Raw genomic sequence first — 15,439 nt, 5'->3', positions numbered from 1 at the left:
AAAATAGCCGGAAAAAATAAAGCCCGGTTGGGGCCGGGCTTTAAGGGAAAAAGTACTGTTTAGCAGAACATTCTTGTCTAACCTGTTTGTGTTTAAGTTTGCTCAGACTTCTCGTTGCAGTCGGGGATTTTACGGCAATGTGTTGCTCAACAAGCATTAAACTATGCTACCCAGTTCAAGTTGGTATGAAAGTATTGGGTTAACGTTCTTTTTCCTTTATTTTAAATATCTTATGTTATTGATAGTGCTGTTGTTAGGTGCCTTTGATGCCCTGCCTTCTGCAATGAGTTTTAACCTGATCAGGTTAAAGTTCTCACGTTGTCCTGGTCGGGCAAAAGCATTTGACATGCGTTTGCCTATACTGCTTTGCGTTGGGGCAGGACCCTATTTAGGTGTAAATATAGAAGGGGGGAAATAAATATAAAAGGTAATTTAGGCCTCCATTGTAACATGGAATTTAAGGCAATTTTATTCGGGAAGGAGCAGTGTTTTTATCTTTACTGTTAATTTGATGCGTTTTTTAATGTTAAAATAGGTGTGATTTGTAACATTATGCACTGCAAAATTTAGTGAACGGAAAAACCGGAATGGCTGAAGGGAAGTTTGAGCCCAGGCTAAATGACATTTATAGCCTGGGGCTGTACAACATAACTTGTGGTGGTGACGGTTGCAAGTAACTGTTCTCGCTGAGCCAGTTTAACTTGCGGGTCAAAAGTCTTTTTATACAGAAGACAAACAGCAAGCAGCATACCGAATAACAAGATCAGGAATTTCATAGTTTTATTCTGACTAATGGCTGGTTATGCAATAATACATTAGCTGCGGGTAGTAGTTATCTCTACTTCTGGCAACAAATTAGGGTATGACTCATAAGCTTGTGTTTCGATCTTTGAACTGATCTTTTTCTGATCGTCTGCTGATTTCTTAACTGTGGCTCCGAAGCCAATTAAAATGGCGATTAAAAGAATTATAAGTTTCATAGTGGTAGGTTTAAGCAGTAATTATTATTTTTCTTACATCAGTTTTTTAGAGGCTGAACTAGCTTTTATGCGCTACGATTTCAACTTCAGGTAGCAGGTTAGGGTAAGTTTTGTATTGGTTGATTTCTGTTCTAGTTTTGATCTTTTTGATGTCGTCACTTGATCTTTTAACAGTGGCACCGAAACCGAAAACAAAGGCGAGAAGAAGAATGATGATTTTCATAGTATTTAATATTTTAAGTGTTTTAATTTATTGTCTTTCTGTTTAATAGATAGCAGCTTAAGAGTAAAGGTTGCTTGTGGCTGCAATAATTTTTTTTATTTCTGATTACCTTATTACATCTTGCGTGCCAAATCATTTAATTAATTGAAAATCAAACAGTTATAGCTAAATTTAAAATATTTTAATTGTTTAAAGTGTCCGGCTGTGAACAGTTTTATGTTCGGTACCGAACAGTAGATTTTAAACCGGCAATTTTTCTTTCGGTCTCTGCTCCTGCTGCTCCTGAAATCCATGCCTCCGTACTGAAACTAAAGCCCTGCTTTGAGGGTAGCTTTAGCCTATGAGATTCTTGTTCCCGAAGTTTGATAAAGTAGGTATGCCCTTGCTTGGTGTGGCTGCAGCAGCTCTTTTTGTGCTTGAGGCAAAGCGGCAGTTGCGGCCACGTACCCGTCCGCTGGCAGAAAGGCTGGTTGAAAACGGAAGTGTTGCCGCCGCAGCATTACCAGCGCTCCGCTTCCTGCTGGTTCCGGTGACGTACGCCACCGCTAGTATGGTTACTAAAAAGGGCTGTGGAATTCTGCCTTTGCTGATGTTGCCCAGATGGGCAGCATACGGGTTGGGTTTCCTGATGCTGGATTATTCGAATTATCTATGGCATGTGCTGCTGCACAAATCAGAGTGGCTTTGGCGTTTCCACAATGTGCACCACACCGACCTGGACCTTGATCTTTCCACGGCATGGCGCTTTCATGTTGGGGAGAATATTGCTTCGGTGCCGTACCGTAGTGCTGTGGTTGTGGCGGCAGGCATCCCTGCCTCACTTGTTTTGCTCTATGAAGTAATTTTTGAAGGGTGCACGGCTTTTCATCACTCCAATTTAAGGCTGCCGTTGCAGGTGGAGCGCGGCCTTAGCAAAGTAATGGTCACGCCACGCCTACATGGTATCCATCACTCTATAGTGGCAAAAGAAACAAACAGCAACTTTTCCGTTATTTTATCCTGGTGGGATCGCCTTCATAATACCTTGCGGCTAAATGTGCCTCAGGCGGCTATTACTATCGGAACCCCTGCTTACAGAGATCCTGCCGAACAAACTCCTAAATGTTTGTTCTTGATGCCGTTCCAGAAACAAAGGCCCTGGGTTTTGCCAGACGGTACAGTTCCTGAGCGGCCTGAAATTCCAAATAGGGAACAGTTGTTGTCTTAATTTGTTACTATATCGGTACTGCTTAACACAGAATGTATAAAGCGATCACTTTGCTAACCAAGTAGGAGTTAATAAAGTATAAGATACCACATTAAGAGTAAACGTATAAATGAAAGAAGTAAAGGGAAAATTGATCGCTCTTGGTGGAGGGGACGATGACGTATTAATAAGACTTATCCGATCTCAGATATGCAATATTTCCTCCTGTATAGAAGTAATAGCTACGGCTGCTACGGAGGCCGCAGAGTCGGGACAAGCATATAAGAAGGCTTTTGAAGAATTAGGTTGCAGTAATGTGCGCTTTATGCGGATAGACGAAGAGCATGAGGCTGATACACCACATAACCTGGAGAGGATCAAAAAAGCTGATGTAATATTTTTTACAGGAGGTGACCAGGTACGGCTGGCCAGATTTTTAAACGGAACAGAACTACTGGATATTATGCGCCACAGGTACGTGGAAGATAACATTATTATCTCCGGTACCAGTGCCGGCGCAGCCATGATGTCTGATAGAATGATATACGACGGCTACGGGCATTACTCCCTTATTAAAGGAGAAATGAAAACGACCGGCGGTTGTTCCTTTATCAAGCACGTGTATATTGATACACATTTTGCAGAAAGAGGGCGCTTCGGGCGTTTAGCACATGCCGTGGCACATGACCCGGAATATGTGGGTATTGGGCTAAGTGAAGAAACAGGTATCATTATTAAAAAAGGAAACCAGGTAGAGGTGTTTGGACCGGGGGTGGTAACCATTATTGATGCCAGCCAGATAAAGTTTTCCAATACCCGGGAGGTGGCAGAAAATGAGCCGATTGCCGTGGAAAACCTGAAAATGCATTTGCTAGTGCACGGCTACCGCTACTGCCTGAAGGAACACCTTTTCCAGCCGGTGCCAGAGAGAAAGACTGCCTACGGAAGCATAGCAGCCCCTGCCGAAGCCGTTCCCGGAGAATAGTACCGGGCCGTTAACAAGGGCTGTTATTGCAGGTCAGGCATTTATTCCCGCTCTTCCTCCTGTAGCTCCATATTTATAGCAACACCTGCTTTTGCGCCTTCAGCTGCAGCAACAATTACCAGTTGCATGTCGCGGGCTGCATCGCCGGCTACATAAAGTCCGGGAATATTTGCCTGCTGTAACCTGCGGGTCCTTATAACACCTGAACTGGTAAATTCACAGCCTAGCTCCTGGCCGAGGTTAGATTTCTGCTTTGTGCCTGTTGAAAAGAACATGGCTTCTTGCGGGTGCTTCTGTCCGTCGTCTGTTACAATAAACTGTAGCTGCCCGTCAGTGCCCTCAAGCTCTGTTATTTTTGCATTGTTTACTTTCACCCGATTATTGTGCAGCTTTTCTAGGTCTGCCCGGGTTAATTTAGTTGTGCCATCAGTGTACAGGGTAACATCATCGCTCCAGTTTTTCATAGCTAATGCCTGCCCTACGCCATTCCTGTCTTTGCCATAAACGGCAATTGCTTTGTCCCTGCTTTCCCAGCCATCACAGTAGGGGCAATGGTGTATGCTCTTCCCGTAAAGCGGAAGTATACCCTCTAGTTCCGGGAGGTCATCTTGAAGGCCAGTGGCAAGCAGTAGTTTCTTGGCATGATATACTTTACCGTTGGCATCATTTACTACATACTGCCCTTTGCTATAAGTAGCAGACTCTATCTTAATATCGATTAGGTCAACACTATACTTCTCCAGCTCTGCCCGGCCCTTTTTTATAAAGTCTCCGGGGTTTACGCCATCACTGCTCAAAAATCCATTCATGCTCCTGGCCCACCTGTTCCGAGGTTCGCCACTATCAAATACAGCCACTCTGCGCCTGGAGCGCCCTAATATCATTGCCGCGTTCAATCCAGCCGGCCCACCTCCTATTATTATAACATCATACATATATGTCGTGCTTTATGAATGTATGCTAACGTATGGCAGCTGTTTTGGATAGATAACCTTTAAACAAAATTTATAACCCAACTAATAAAAGAACAGATGTACCATGATCGCAGCAGGGGCAGGTTGTCCTGCAATTCAACTTTTTCGACTCATTTTAAAAAATATTTGAAAAAAGGAGAGATCGTCGGTATGCAGAGCATAATTTATTTATATATTTGTTTTAGACGTACAATCACCCTTAATTAAAAATTGCGTTTTTATGAAAAGCAAAATATTAGCCTTACTAGGCGGTGCACTACTATCGGGCACAGCGATGGCCGGAGGATACCAAGTGAACCTGGCCAGCCAGCGACAAATTGGTATGGGCCACACGGGTACTGGTATTCAAACTGGTACTTCCAGCATTTTCTTTAACCCGGGAGCCATGAGTTACATGCGGGAGAACGGAATTACTGTTGGTGCCAGCGCGATCAACTCTAGAATTGCCTACCGCGCCCTGGAGCCTACAACCACAACGGCTGAAGCTGACAACGGAATCGGTACGCCATTCCAGGTATATGCTGTGTACGGGATCAATGAAAAATTAAAAGTTGGACTTGGCATCTACACTCCTTTTGGTAGTGGTGTAAAATGGGGTGATGAGTGGAATGGACGTTTTGGCTTGAGCGAGATCGACCTGAAGGCTATTTATTTCCAGCCTACCCTTAGTTACCAAATTACAGATAAGATTGGCATAGGTGCCGGATTAGTAGTAGCTACCGGTGGTGTTAATCTACAGCGTGTATTACCAGTGCAAAACTCCGAAGGCAACGAGGGAAGAATTGAACTGGATGGTGGTGCAAAAACTGCTTTTGGCTTTAACGCCGGTATTTATTTCCAGCCTACAGAAAAACTATCTATTGGTGTTGACTACCGCTCAAAAGTTGATATTGAAGTAGAAGATGGATCAGTGACATTCTCAAACATTCCTGCTGCAGCGAAATCTAACTTCCCTGACGGTACAAAGTTTTCAGCAGCACTTCCTATGCCTGCCACGCTAACAGTTGGTGTTGGTTACAGACCAAATGATAAGCTTACACTGGCAGTTGATGTGAGCCGTATTGGTTGGAGCGCGTATGAAAAACTTCGCTTTGACTTCAGCCAGCCTGTTGCAGGAAATACAGTATCTGAAAGTTCCAGAAACTACGAAGACGCTATGATCTACCGTATTGGTGGTGAGTACATGGCTACAGAAGCACTGGCTGTGCGTGCAGGTTTCTATTATGACCAGACCCCTGTGCAGGACGGCTACCTGACTCCTGAAACTCCGGATTCAGACTCACGTGGCTTATCTGCCGGACTTGGTTATTCTGTTTCTGATCATTTCAGTGTTGATGCTTCTTTCCTGTATGTTAACAAGGCAAAGAGAACTGACACAGCTGATAAGTCAAACGGTGTACCTGGTACATTTAAGTCTATTGCCTATATCCCTGGTGTAGGACTGAATTTCAAATTTTAATTACCTCAATTAGTCATGAAAAATATATTCTATAAATCGAGTGTGCTGGCGCTATTTGCCAGTGTACTTCTTACTGGTTGTGATCCTGAAATTGATGCGCCGGCAACAAGCTCCGGACAGGCAGACTTTTCAAAGTATATAGCTGTTGGAAACTCGCTAAGCGCAGGCTATGCTGATGGTGGTTTATACCGTGAAGGCCAGCTAACCTCTGTTCCAGCTTTATTAGCACAACAATTTGAAGCAGTTGGCGGTGGCGAATTTAAGCAGCCGCTATTTTCTGAAGCTCAGAAGAATGGTTCTGGTTACCTGAAATTAGTAGGTTTCACACCACAAGGGAGCCCTATTACAGCTAAGGTAACAACTGAGTTGGCAGTACGTGGTTTAAACTCTAAAGGTACTCCACTTTATACCAAAGATACTGGTGATATAAATAACCTGGCAGTACCTGGTATCAGAACAGCCGATTTTAAAACTCCCGGCTATGGTAGTGAGCAAGGTAACCCATTCTTTGAGCGCCTGACCAATGATCCTATGCAGACGTACCTGCAGTATGTTCAGGCCAAAATTCAGACTGTAAAACCTACTTTCTTCAGTGCCTGGATGGCTGAGAACGATGTACTGGCATATGCAACCTCTGGCGGTGCATTCTCTGGCGGTATGTTAAACTCAGATGCACAGAAGATCACACCTGTTAGCACATTTACTGACAACTACACAGCTTTGTTAAATGCACTGACAGCTAATGGAGAAAAAGGTATTTTGGTAACGATACCTGATGTTACTGCTATCCCTTTCTTTACTACAGTTGGTGGATCTGTAAAACAGTTACTGGCAGCTAACCAAATACCTGCAGTTGTTGCCCTTACAGGGTCTGGTAGCAGCCGTATCGTAATAACAGCTGATAAGATCAATGCAGCAGATGGTGTGTATTTCCCACTTACAGCTTCTACATACGCTCCTTTAGTAGGTATGCCGACTGGTAAGTACTGGAGAGATCTTGCCCGCCAGGTAAGTTCAAGCCAGAACCCGGCTGTTATTCAGGGTACCCTTGCCGCTATGCTGGCAAATTACCAGATCGATACAACAGCAATGTTTGGCCTTTCTGCTGGTAACCCACTTCCAAGCGCACTGGTGCTGGATGCTACGGAGCAGCAGAATGTTAAAACTAATACCATCGAATTTAACAACATTATCAAGGCACAGGCTCAAGCAAAAGGTTTGGCTTTATGGGATGCGTATAGTTTCTTTAATAAGATCAAGGGTGGTTTTGCACAAAATGGAGTGGGTTACTCTCCATCTTTCATTACAGGCAATCTATTCTCACTAGATGGTGTTCATTTAACACCTAGAGGATATGCAATTGCAGCAAATGAAATGATAAAGGAGATAAACGCTAAGTATAACTCCAATGTACCTTTGCTGGACGAAACTCAGTACAGAGCAATACGATTGCCATAGCACCAATAAAGTTTAAAGTAAAAAAAAAGCACCCCAAATGGGGTGCTTTTTTATTGGTAATGCAGCTGTATTAATGCGCTTCAAGCCAGTTATCACCTACTCCCAGTCCTACTTCCATCGGTACGCTAAGTGGCAGGGCGTTGGTCATTAGTTCAACGATCTTTGGTGTCACGATCTCAATTTCTTCATTCGGAGCATCAAACAGCAATTCATCATGTACCTGCAGGATCATACGTGTCTGTAGTTTCTCCTGCTCCAGGTACTCATGTATGTTGATCATGGCGATCTTTATAATATCTGCGGCAGTTCCCTGGATAGGAGCATTTATTGCATTGCGTTCAGCAAAGGCACGTACGGTCTGGTTGCGCGAATTGATATCCCGCAGGTAACGGCGGCGGCCCAGTAATGTCTCCGCATACTCCAGCTCACGCGCTTTCTCAACGGTAGTGTCCATGTACTCCTTAATAGCCGGGAACTCCTGGAAATACGCTTCTATAATATCTGCAGCCTCCCGGCGTGGAATAGCAAGACGCTCGGCCAGGCCAAAAGCCGAAATGCCGTAGATAATACCAAAATTTACCATCTTCGCTTTGCGGCGCATTTCATTATCCACTTTTTCTAGCGGCACATGAAACACCTTGCTTGCCGTGGATGCATGAATATCCAGACCGTTCTTAAAAGCCTCTTTCATGGTAGGGTCACCGCTAAAATCAGCCATAATGCGTAACTCAATCTGAGAGTAGTCAGCAGAGATGATCTTATGTTTACTGTTACGTGGCACAAAAGCCTTGCGTATTTCACGACCCCGTTCTGTTCGAATCGGGATATTCTGTAAGTTCGGGTTAGTAGAGCTCAAGCGTCCTGTTGCAGTAACAGCCTGATTAAATGATGTATGCACTCGGCCATCCAGTTCACAAACTAATTGCGGCAGGGCATCTACGTAAGTAGATTTTAGCTTGCTAAGCTCACGGTGTTCCAGTATCAGGCGAACAATTTCGTGCTCGTTGGCCATTTTAGATAATATCTCTTCCCCTGTAGCGTATTGGCCGGTCTTTGTCTTTTTTATTTTGGACTTGCCGTGCAGTTCCAGTTTATCAAAAAGAATCTCGCCAAGCTGTTTTGGAGAACCAATATTAAACTGCTCCCCGGCAATCTCAAAAATGCGCTTTTCAATATTGATGATTTCACTTTCAAGCTGTGTCGAGATGTCGGCCAAAGCTTCAGAGTCAATACTGATACCCTCTTTCTCTATATCTGCCAATACCGGCACTAATGGTGTCTCCACATCCCTGAAAAGCTTCATCAGGCCTTGCTCCTGCAACAGGGGCTCAAAGTACATTTTTAGTTGCAACGTAACATCAGCATCCTCGCAGGCATAATCTTTTACATCTGCCGGCTCCAGGTCGGCCATGGTTTTTTGATTCTTACCTTTAGGGCCAATAAGGTCTGTGATCGGCACAGAGCTGTAGTTCAGGTACGTCTCGGCCAGCACATCCATGTTGTGGCGCATTTCCGGCTCTAGCAGGTAATGAGCCAGCATGGTGTCAAAAACAGGCCCTTGCACTTTCACGCCGTAGTTCTTCATCACCAGGATATCATATTTAATATTCTGGCCAACCTTGGCTATGGATGGGTTCTCAAGCACATCCTTAAACTCCTCCACAATGCGTTGCGCCTCCTCCAGGTTATCGTGCGGCACTGGTACATAATAGGCTTCGCCGGGGCGATAGCAAAAAGACATACCTACCAGGGCGGCCGTAATAGGGTCTATACTTGTCGTTTCGGTATCAAAGGATATCTCATCCTGCTTTAACAGAAAACTGATCAGGCTTTCCCGTAAGGCAGGTGTGTTGATAAGGTGATAGTCTTGCAGGGTTGTTTTCAGGTTTCGCATCAGGGCCGGGGTCGCTTCCTCATCTGCTGCCTCTGCTGCTGGTGCTGTTGCGGAAGCAGCTGTATCAAACAAAGATGTCTGGTTTGCGGCGGAGCTTTTTCCTTTGCGTACCCCCTTGGCTGCAGGCGCAGTAGCAGCCGACGCTAACGTCTGGCCGAGCACGCGCTGTGCCAGCTGCCTGAACTCTAATTCAGCAAAAAGTGCTGTAACCTGCTCCTCATTAGGACCATCGTAGTGCAGCGTTGCTTCATTAAACTCAAGCGGTACGTTGCGGTGGATGGTAGCCAGTTCTTTTGACATCATGCCCTGGTCCGCGAAGTTTATGACGTTCTCTTTCTGTTTGCCTTTTAGCTGATCAGCGTTGGCGATCAGGTTTTCAACAGAGCCGAACCTTTTGATAAGCGCTTTAGCAGTTTTTTCACCAATGCCAGGTATACCCGGTATGTTATCAACAGCATCACCTTGCAAGCCTAATATATCTATTACCTGCTCTACCCGCTCAATTTCCCACTTATCAAGCACCTTTTGTGCATCCCATACTTCGATGGCGTTGCCCATAAATGCTGGCTTGTAGAGAAAGATGTGTTCATTTACTAACTGGCAATAGTCTTTGTCGGGCGTCATCATGTACACATCAAACCCTGCTTTATCAGCTTTGCAGGCCAGCGTGCCAATAATGTCGTCGGCTTCGTAACCATCCAGGATCAGTACCGGGATGTTGAAGGCCTCCACTATTTTTTTACAATAAGGTATGGCAATCGAAATATCCTCTGGTTGGGCCTGCCGGTTGGCTTTATAATCAGCAAAGCTATCATGCCTGAAAGTTTTAGCTGCCGAGTCAAAAGCGACACCAATGTGCGTTGGCTGCTCCTTCTGGAGTACCTCCACTAACGTATTGGTAAAGCCAAGGGCCGCACCGGTGTTCATGCCTTTTGAATTTATGCGCGGATTTTTGCTGAACGCAAAATGCGCACGATATATCAGTGCCAGGGCATCTAGCAGAAACAGTTTTTTGCGTGGTTCACTCATTTGCTAAAGGTAATTAATTTTAAGCAACCTTTTCCAGTGTGGTAGTAGCCAATTGTGCTGCCTGGGGCTTTTTACGCACGTTAAAAAGCTATGTGCTTTTAACGTGAGGTGTCACACACTATGAGGTTACATTCTACACTGTGTGGATTTTTTCCACAGTTTATTTTATAGGATATACCTAAGTTAAAATAAAATATTTTTTATAAGTAATTGTATATCAAAGGTTTGTATTTTCAAGCAGATATCTGGCACGGTTCTGACATATAGGGAACAGACTTTAACGGTTATCTCACCTTAAACATTAGTACACATAAATAAAACATGAAAAAGACAATTGTTTATGCCTTTGCATTTGCATCCATAGGATTATTTTCAACTATAGCCAAAGCACAATCCGTAGAGTCAAATTCTATTCAGCAGCCACAAGTTACAGCGCAGCCACAGCAAGAAGTAAGTAAACAGCCCATCGCAGCCGATGCATTGCCAGATGCTGTGAAGCAGATACTTAAAAGTGATGCACTGAAGGAGTGGCAGGTTAGTGAAGTGTACAAAGTAGCTCCAGATGCAGAAGTTGCAGAAGCCACATATGAAGTACACTTCACTAACGCTGAGCAGAAAAAAGCTATTGCCCGATTTGATGCAGAAGGTAAGGTTATGGCAGGCAGGAAATGAGATCTTAAAAGATAAAGTATATCTAAACGTATTAAGCTTTTTACATGAGAAAAAAGAATGTTATAGCTGCTGCCTTTGCACTGTACGGCCTCACAATAGTGACGGATGTACAGGCACAGAGCGGGGCAAGGCAAAATGCTCCTCCCGGGCAGAAAAAGTTAGCAAAACAGATAAAAGGAAAGCAGCAGATACTTAGTATAGCAGCGAGTACTTTTAAAAACCGAAAGATTAATAATCAGCAGGTTTCAATCTGTTAAAGCTACTACCTGGCTAAGCCATTCAATATATAAGTTATTAAGGGAAAGCTTCCGTTGGCGCGGGGGCTTTTTCTTTTTTATGCCTGTGCCAGTCAATAAGCCGGATGTTTATTTGAGTTTGAATAGGTAGCGAACAATTCGGCGGTTTCAGTCGTTACAAGGTAGCTCTTACAGCCATTTTGCCGGCTGGTAATTGTGCTTCTGAATATGCCAAAGATTCTTCTAATTGATGATGATCCAGCTTTCTGCCTGATGCTCCGGGCCTTTTTACAAAGGCAGCAGTATGAGGTAGAGGTGGCATATACTGCCACAGAAGGACTGCAGAAAGTCAGGGATGGTAACTTTGACGTGATCCTGACTGACTTTAGGCTTCCTGATAAAGACGGACTTGAGTTAATGATGCAGGTAAAAGTTCTGAACGATAAGGTACCTGTTATTCTGATGACCCATTATGCCGATATCAGAACTGCTGTGAAAGCCATTAAGATGGGCGCCTTTGAGTATATCACAAAACCGATCAATCCGGATGAAACGCTGCTGCTTATTCAGAATGCCCTGCAGAAGCGACCAGGTGAAGAGGCGAAAACAGCACCCGAGTCCAGCGCTCAGTTTGTGCACGGGCAAAGCAAAGAAGCAGCTCAGATAGATGAATTTATCGCATTAGTGGCTCCCACTAACCTGTCGGTTATACTGGAAGGTGAAAGTGGCACAGGTAAAGAATATGTTGCCCGCACTATTCACCAGAACAGCAAGCGCCATAAAAAACCATTTGTAGCTATAGATTGTGGTACGCTGTCCAGGGAGCTGGCTGGCAGTGAGTTGTTTGGATATGTGAAAGGTGCATTTACAGGTGCCGAAAAAGACAAACAGGGGCAGTTTGAGGCTGCTGAGGGTGGCACGTTGTTTCTGGATGAGATAGGCAATCTGCCTTATGAGGTACAGGTAAAGTTATTGCGGGCGCTTCAGGAACGCAAAGTTCGCAAGGTAGGCAGTACTACAGACCAGGATGTGGATGTACGGGTCATAGCCGCAACCAACGAGGATCTGGTACAGGCTGTGTCTAACGGCTTATTTAGGGAAGACCTCTATCACCGTCTGAATGAATTTAAGATTAATATTCCTCCGTTGCGTGATCGGAATGGTGATGTTGTGATCTTTGCAAGGCATTTCCTCGGGCAGGCAAATGAGGAAATGGAGAAGCAAGTGCTTGGTTTTGATGCTGCTGCAGAGGAGGCACTGCTTAAATACAGCTGGCCCGGTAACCTGCGCGAGCTTAAGAATGTGGTAAAGCGGGCCGTATTATTAACAAAATCACAATATATAACTTTGCAAGTGTTGCCATCAGAGGTGGTAACGTATACTGCTGCACCCACAAAAGAGGGGCAGCCTGCTAAGCCACAGCTTATAGGTGAAGAAACAGACCTGAAAAGTATACATGAGCGCAATGAGCGGGAAATGATCCTGAAAATGCTTGAAAAGGTAAAGTACAACAAGGCCAAAGCAGCCCGTTTGCTTAACATAGACCGCAAGACGCTCTACAACAAGCTTAAACTATATAACATTGAAGCCTAGTTACTGCTAAACAGTAGGCTGAGCGGCCAGCTCCTTCAATTGCGTTTGCTCTTGCTGCAATTCAATCAAAACTTTGTTTGCCTTTATAAGGATATCTGCTGCTACGGCAGGTAGTTCTTTAGTTTCGATTTCTGGTACATGCAGTACCTGCTCCAGTTGCTGTAGGCCTGGCGTGACTGTATGTGCCTGTAAGTGCTTAAAGGCAGTGAGCATTTTATGAGCAACATTTGCAGCCGCTACCCAATTTACTTCCGCAGCAGCTGCCTTCAGCTGTAGCAGGTTCTGTTTCTGATCATTTAGCAAAACTTCCAGCACAGCAGCCAGTGTAGCATTATCATCGCCGGTAAAGGCGCGCATTTCGGATAGGCTGTATAGCTCAGACGAATCAGAGCAAAGCCCACCTTGCTGGGCGTCATGTTCTGGTTCAGGCACTTCAGTAACAGGTGGCCCTGAAGTTGGCAATACCTCCTGTAGTTTCAGGTGAAGCTCCATTTCTGTGAATGGCTTCAGCAAGTAACCCGCAATGGCTGACCCTTTGAAAAAGTCAGGGTCATTGCTAAGTATATTTGCAGTAACGGCAAGTATAGGCACTTCTTTATCGTGTTTCCGGATGGCTCGGGCTACCGTTTTACCACTTACTCCCGGCAATTGAATATCCGTAAGCACGACATCAAACTTATTTTTCTTTACCAGTTCCAGTGCTTCCTGACCATCATTTGCCAGATAAACCTGCATCCCCCATCTGCTCAGCATCAGTTCGCCAAGGGTGCGGCTGTAGGCATCATCATCAATAACCAGTGCGCTAAAACCATGGAATGATTTGGTTACCGGTGCGGCCTTTACCGTCGCAACTGTACTTGCTGTTGCCTTCAGGAGCGGCAACACAATTGTAAAGGTAGTACCGGTGCCCTGCTCACTTTTTACGGATAGTGTTCCGCCCTGCATTTCTACTAGTTTTTTACTAATGGACAGGCCAAGCCCGGTGCCGCCATACTTTCGTAAAATGGTGTTGTCGGCTTGATTAAATTCACCAAAAATGTGCTGCACTTTATTTTGAGGGATGCCAATACCCGTGTCAGACACAGTTATACTCGTAACAACCCGGCTCCGGCGCTGGCTCAATAAATTAACATCTACACTCACCTGGCCCTGGTGTGTGAACTTGATCGCATTGTCTATCAGGTTAAAAAGTATCTGCTTGATACGAAGCGCATCACCCTGTAAGGCATCTGGCATGGCATCACCTAAGTGGCAACGGAAGTCTATACTTTTGCTGGAAGCCTTCAAAGAGAAAGCTTGTTTTACCTCTACCAGGAGTTCTTGCATGCTGAACGAGGTAGAGTTAATGCTTAACTTTCCAGCTTCAATTTTAGAAAGATCCAGCACATCATTCACAATGTGCAACAAGTGCTGACCAGCGCCGTTGATAGCCTGCACATGTTCCTGCTGCTGTATTTTAAGGGGGGTGTGATGCAGCTGTTGGGTAAAGCCAAGTATAACATTTAGTGGCGTACGCATCTCATGGCTCATGTTTGCTACAAAGGCCTCCTTGGCACGGGCAAGCTGAACAGCTTCTTTCTGTGCCTTTATCAGTTTAGAGCGATAGTTGTTACTGCGGGTAATATCGCGGAGGATGAGCAGGATGAAAGCGATACCGCCACCTAAGCCTCCTATACCCACCAGCAGAAGCACCATGGATGTATCTTTTGCCACCACGCGAGCCCTGGCAGAGTTCTCAATGGATTTCTCCAGCTCGTTGCGCTCCAGTTCATACATCATAGACCGGATCTGATCCATGATATGCTTGTCCTGCTGTAACAGGGCCAGCTCCTTTGCCTGTAGCTGCTCTGCTTTCTGCTCCGCCTCCCGCTGCACATTGTGCAGAATACGGCGCACTTTGGCCAGGGGCGCTACAGGTGATGTTATTCTGTTAGTATCTACTTCTACTTCGCGGGTGACATTAATTTCAGGTATGATCACTTCCGGAGGAGCCTCAGGCTGCTTTTCATCTTTATCTTTCCTGGAGAACAGTTTACTAAAGAAACCTTTCTTTTCTTCTTTAGGCTGCTCCTGTGCCCGGGCAGGCTCTTCGCTATCCCCATTATTCTTCAGGGTGAGTCTATCTGAGATTGTAGTTGTGGTATGTTGCTTTATAGTAGTAGACAAAGGCTTTTCCTCTGCTGAGGAGGCGATTTGTCGCATGGCTTTGCCGGGCAGGTCTAAGCTTTTCTGCTCTTTTTTAAGTGCAATGAAGTTTTGGAGGCTCTCCTGCTTTGCCTGTAGCAATGTGGCTATTGAATCTACTTGTGCCAGCTCGCCAGGGCTATACTTCATGAGGGCCTGTAGCGTATCCAACTGCCCCTCTATGGAGTCCAGGTGATTGATGTACTCCTTGAAGTGTTCTTGTTTAGTGGTAAGCGTATAAGCCCGGATCGAACTCTCAGCCGCCGATATAGTTGCCAAAGTATGTTGCAGGCTATTGAGCTTTCTGTTCGGTTCCGAAAGCACGTCAACCGAGTGTAGCAGCTGTGTAAAACTAGCGTAGGTAAGGTAGATCGCAAAAACGACCAAACTTAAGGCAAGGCCAAAACCTACTACTACTTTTGCTTTAATACTATCTCCGAACAACTTCATTAACTGGTCTTTCTTTGGCTAATCGTTTCTGGGTAAAAGATAAAATACTACAACGCCATTTAACTTAAAATGATTACAAAACTGCTAAAAAGTGTGTCTGCTAAATTTTAAGTGTA

Annotated in this window: 14 protein-coding genes; 8 read left to right on the top strand and 6 right to left on the bottom strand. The window is 44.9% G+C overall.

What is annotated here, in order from left to right; translation table 11 throughout:
* Positions 1–232: 232 nt before the first annotated feature.
* On the top strand, positions 233–418 hold the full coding sequence (locus ACSX1A_RS16100; protein WP_439880665.1) for a hypothetical protein: 186 nt from the start codon (positions 233–235) through the stop codon (positions 416–418).
* Between the two features lie 196 nt (positions 419–614).
* Here ACSX1A_RS16100 and ACSX1A_RS16095 read toward each other — a convergent pair whose 3' ends face one another.
* From ACSX1A_RS16095 to ACSX1A_RS16085, 3 genes are read right to left on the bottom strand one after another with little or no spacing between them, the layout of a single operon-like run.
* Positions 615–776 carry a hypothetical protein gene (locus ACSX1A_RS16095; protein ID WP_439880664.1) on the bottom strand — a complete coding sequence of 54 codons (162 nt, stop codon included), beginning with the start codon at positions 774–776 and terminating at the stop codon, positions 615–617.
* Positions 777–815: 39 nt separating this feature from the next.
* Positions 816–980, bottom strand: a complete 165-nt coding sequence (locus tag ACSX1A_RS16090) for a hypothetical protein (protein WP_439880663.1) — start codon at positions 978–980, stop codon at positions 816–818.
* Between the two features lie 58 nt (positions 981–1,038).
* Complete coding sequence (locus ACSX1A_RS16085; protein WP_439880662.1) at positions 1,039–1,203, bottom strand: hypothetical protein; 165 nt, start codon at positions 1,201–1,203, stop codon at positions 1,039–1,041.
* Between the two features lie 340 nt (positions 1,204–1,543).
* Here ACSX1A_RS16085 and ACSX1A_RS16080 point away from each other — a divergent pair, with 340 nt between their 5' ends.
* Both ACSX1A_RS16080 and ACSX1A_RS16075 read left to right on the top strand, forming a co-directional pair.
* A complete protein-coding gene (locus ACSX1A_RS16080; RefSeq protein WP_439880661.1) occupies positions 1,544–2,410 on the top strand; it encodes a sterol desaturase family protein in 867 nt (288 codons plus the stop codon).
* 109 nt (positions 2,411–2,519) lie between these two features.
* Positions 2,520–3,374 (top strand): cyanophycinase, encoded by an 855-nt coding sequence (locus ACSX1A_RS16075; protein WP_439880660.1) that lies wholly within the window; start codon positions 2,520–2,522, stop codon positions 3,372–3,374.
* Between the two features lie 41 nt (positions 3,375–3,415).
* Here the strand turns inward: ACSX1A_RS16075 and ACSX1A_RS16070 are convergent, their stop codons facing one another.
* Positions 3,416–4,309: an NAD(P)/FAD-dependent oxidoreductase gene (locus ACSX1A_RS16070; RefSeq protein ID WP_439880659.1), complete on the bottom strand. Its 894-nt coding sequence runs from the start codon at positions 4,307–4,309 to the stop codon at positions 3,416–3,418.
* 259 nt (positions 4,310–4,568) lie between these two features.
* On the opposite strand from ACSX1A_RS16070, the gene ACSX1A_RS16065 reads away from it, so the two are divergent.
* Both ACSX1A_RS16065 and ACSX1A_RS16060 read left to right on the top strand, forming a co-directional pair.
* On the top strand, positions 4,569–5,807 hold the full coding sequence (locus tag ACSX1A_RS16065; RefSeq protein ID WP_439880658.1) for an OmpP1/FadL family transporter: 1,239 nt from the start codon (positions 4,569–4,571) through the stop codon (positions 5,805–5,807).
* Positions 5,808–5,822: 15 nt separating this feature from the next.
* On the top strand, positions 5,823–7,265 hold the full coding sequence (locus tag ACSX1A_RS16060; RefSeq protein ID WP_439880657.1) for an SGNH/GDSL hydrolase family protein: 1,443 nt from the start codon (positions 5,823–5,825) through the stop codon (positions 7,263–7,265).
* A gap of 70 nt (positions 7,266–7,335) precedes the next feature.
* Here the strand turns inward: ACSX1A_RS16060 and polA are convergent, their stop codons facing one another.
* The gene (polA, locus tag ACSX1A_RS16055) at positions 7,336–10,188 is read right to left on the bottom strand and encodes a DNA polymerase I (protein WP_439880656.1); all 2,853 of its coding nucleotides are present in this window, start codon (positions 10,186–10,188) and stop codon (positions 7,336–7,338) included.
* 321 nt (positions 10,189–10,509) lie between these two features.
* Between polA and ACSX1A_RS16050 the strand changes: the two genes are divergently transcribed.
* From ACSX1A_RS16050 to ACSX1A_RS16040, 3 genes are all read left to right on the top strand, one after another.
* Complete coding sequence (locus ACSX1A_RS16050; RefSeq protein WP_439880655.1) at positions 10,510–10,860, top strand: hypothetical protein; 351 nt, start codon at positions 10,510–10,512, stop codon at positions 10,858–10,860.
* A gap of 44 nt (positions 10,861–10,904) precedes the next feature.
* Positions 10,905–11,117: a hypothetical protein gene (locus tag ACSX1A_RS16045; RefSeq protein ID WP_439880654.1), complete on the top strand. Its 213-nt coding sequence runs from the start codon at positions 10,905–10,907 to the stop codon at positions 11,115–11,117.
* A gap of 207 nt (positions 11,118–11,324) precedes the next feature.
* Positions 11,325–12,689 carry a sigma-54-dependent transcriptional regulator gene (locus tag ACSX1A_RS16040; RefSeq protein ID WP_439880653.1) on the top strand — a complete coding sequence of 455 codons (1,365 nt, stop codon included), beginning with the start codon at positions 11,325–11,327 and terminating at the stop codon, positions 12,687–12,689.
* A gap of 6 nt (positions 12,690–12,695) precedes the next feature.
* Here ACSX1A_RS16040 and ACSX1A_RS16035 read toward each other — a convergent pair whose 3' ends face one another.
* Positions 12,696–15,323, bottom strand: coding sequence for an ATP-binding protein (locus ACSX1A_RS16035; RefSeq protein ID WP_439880652.1), 2,628 nt, complete (start codon positions 15,321–15,323; stop codon positions 12,696–12,698).
* Positions 15,324–15,439 lie beyond the last annotated feature (116 nt).

It is taken from the genome of Pontibacter sp. MBLB2868 (genome assembly GCF_051904785.1).
Classification (GTDB): domain Bacteria; phylum Bacteroidota; class Bacteroidia; order Cytophagales; family Hymenobacteraceae; genus Pontibacter.
This window is presented reverse-complemented; position numbering and strand designations above follow the sequence as displayed.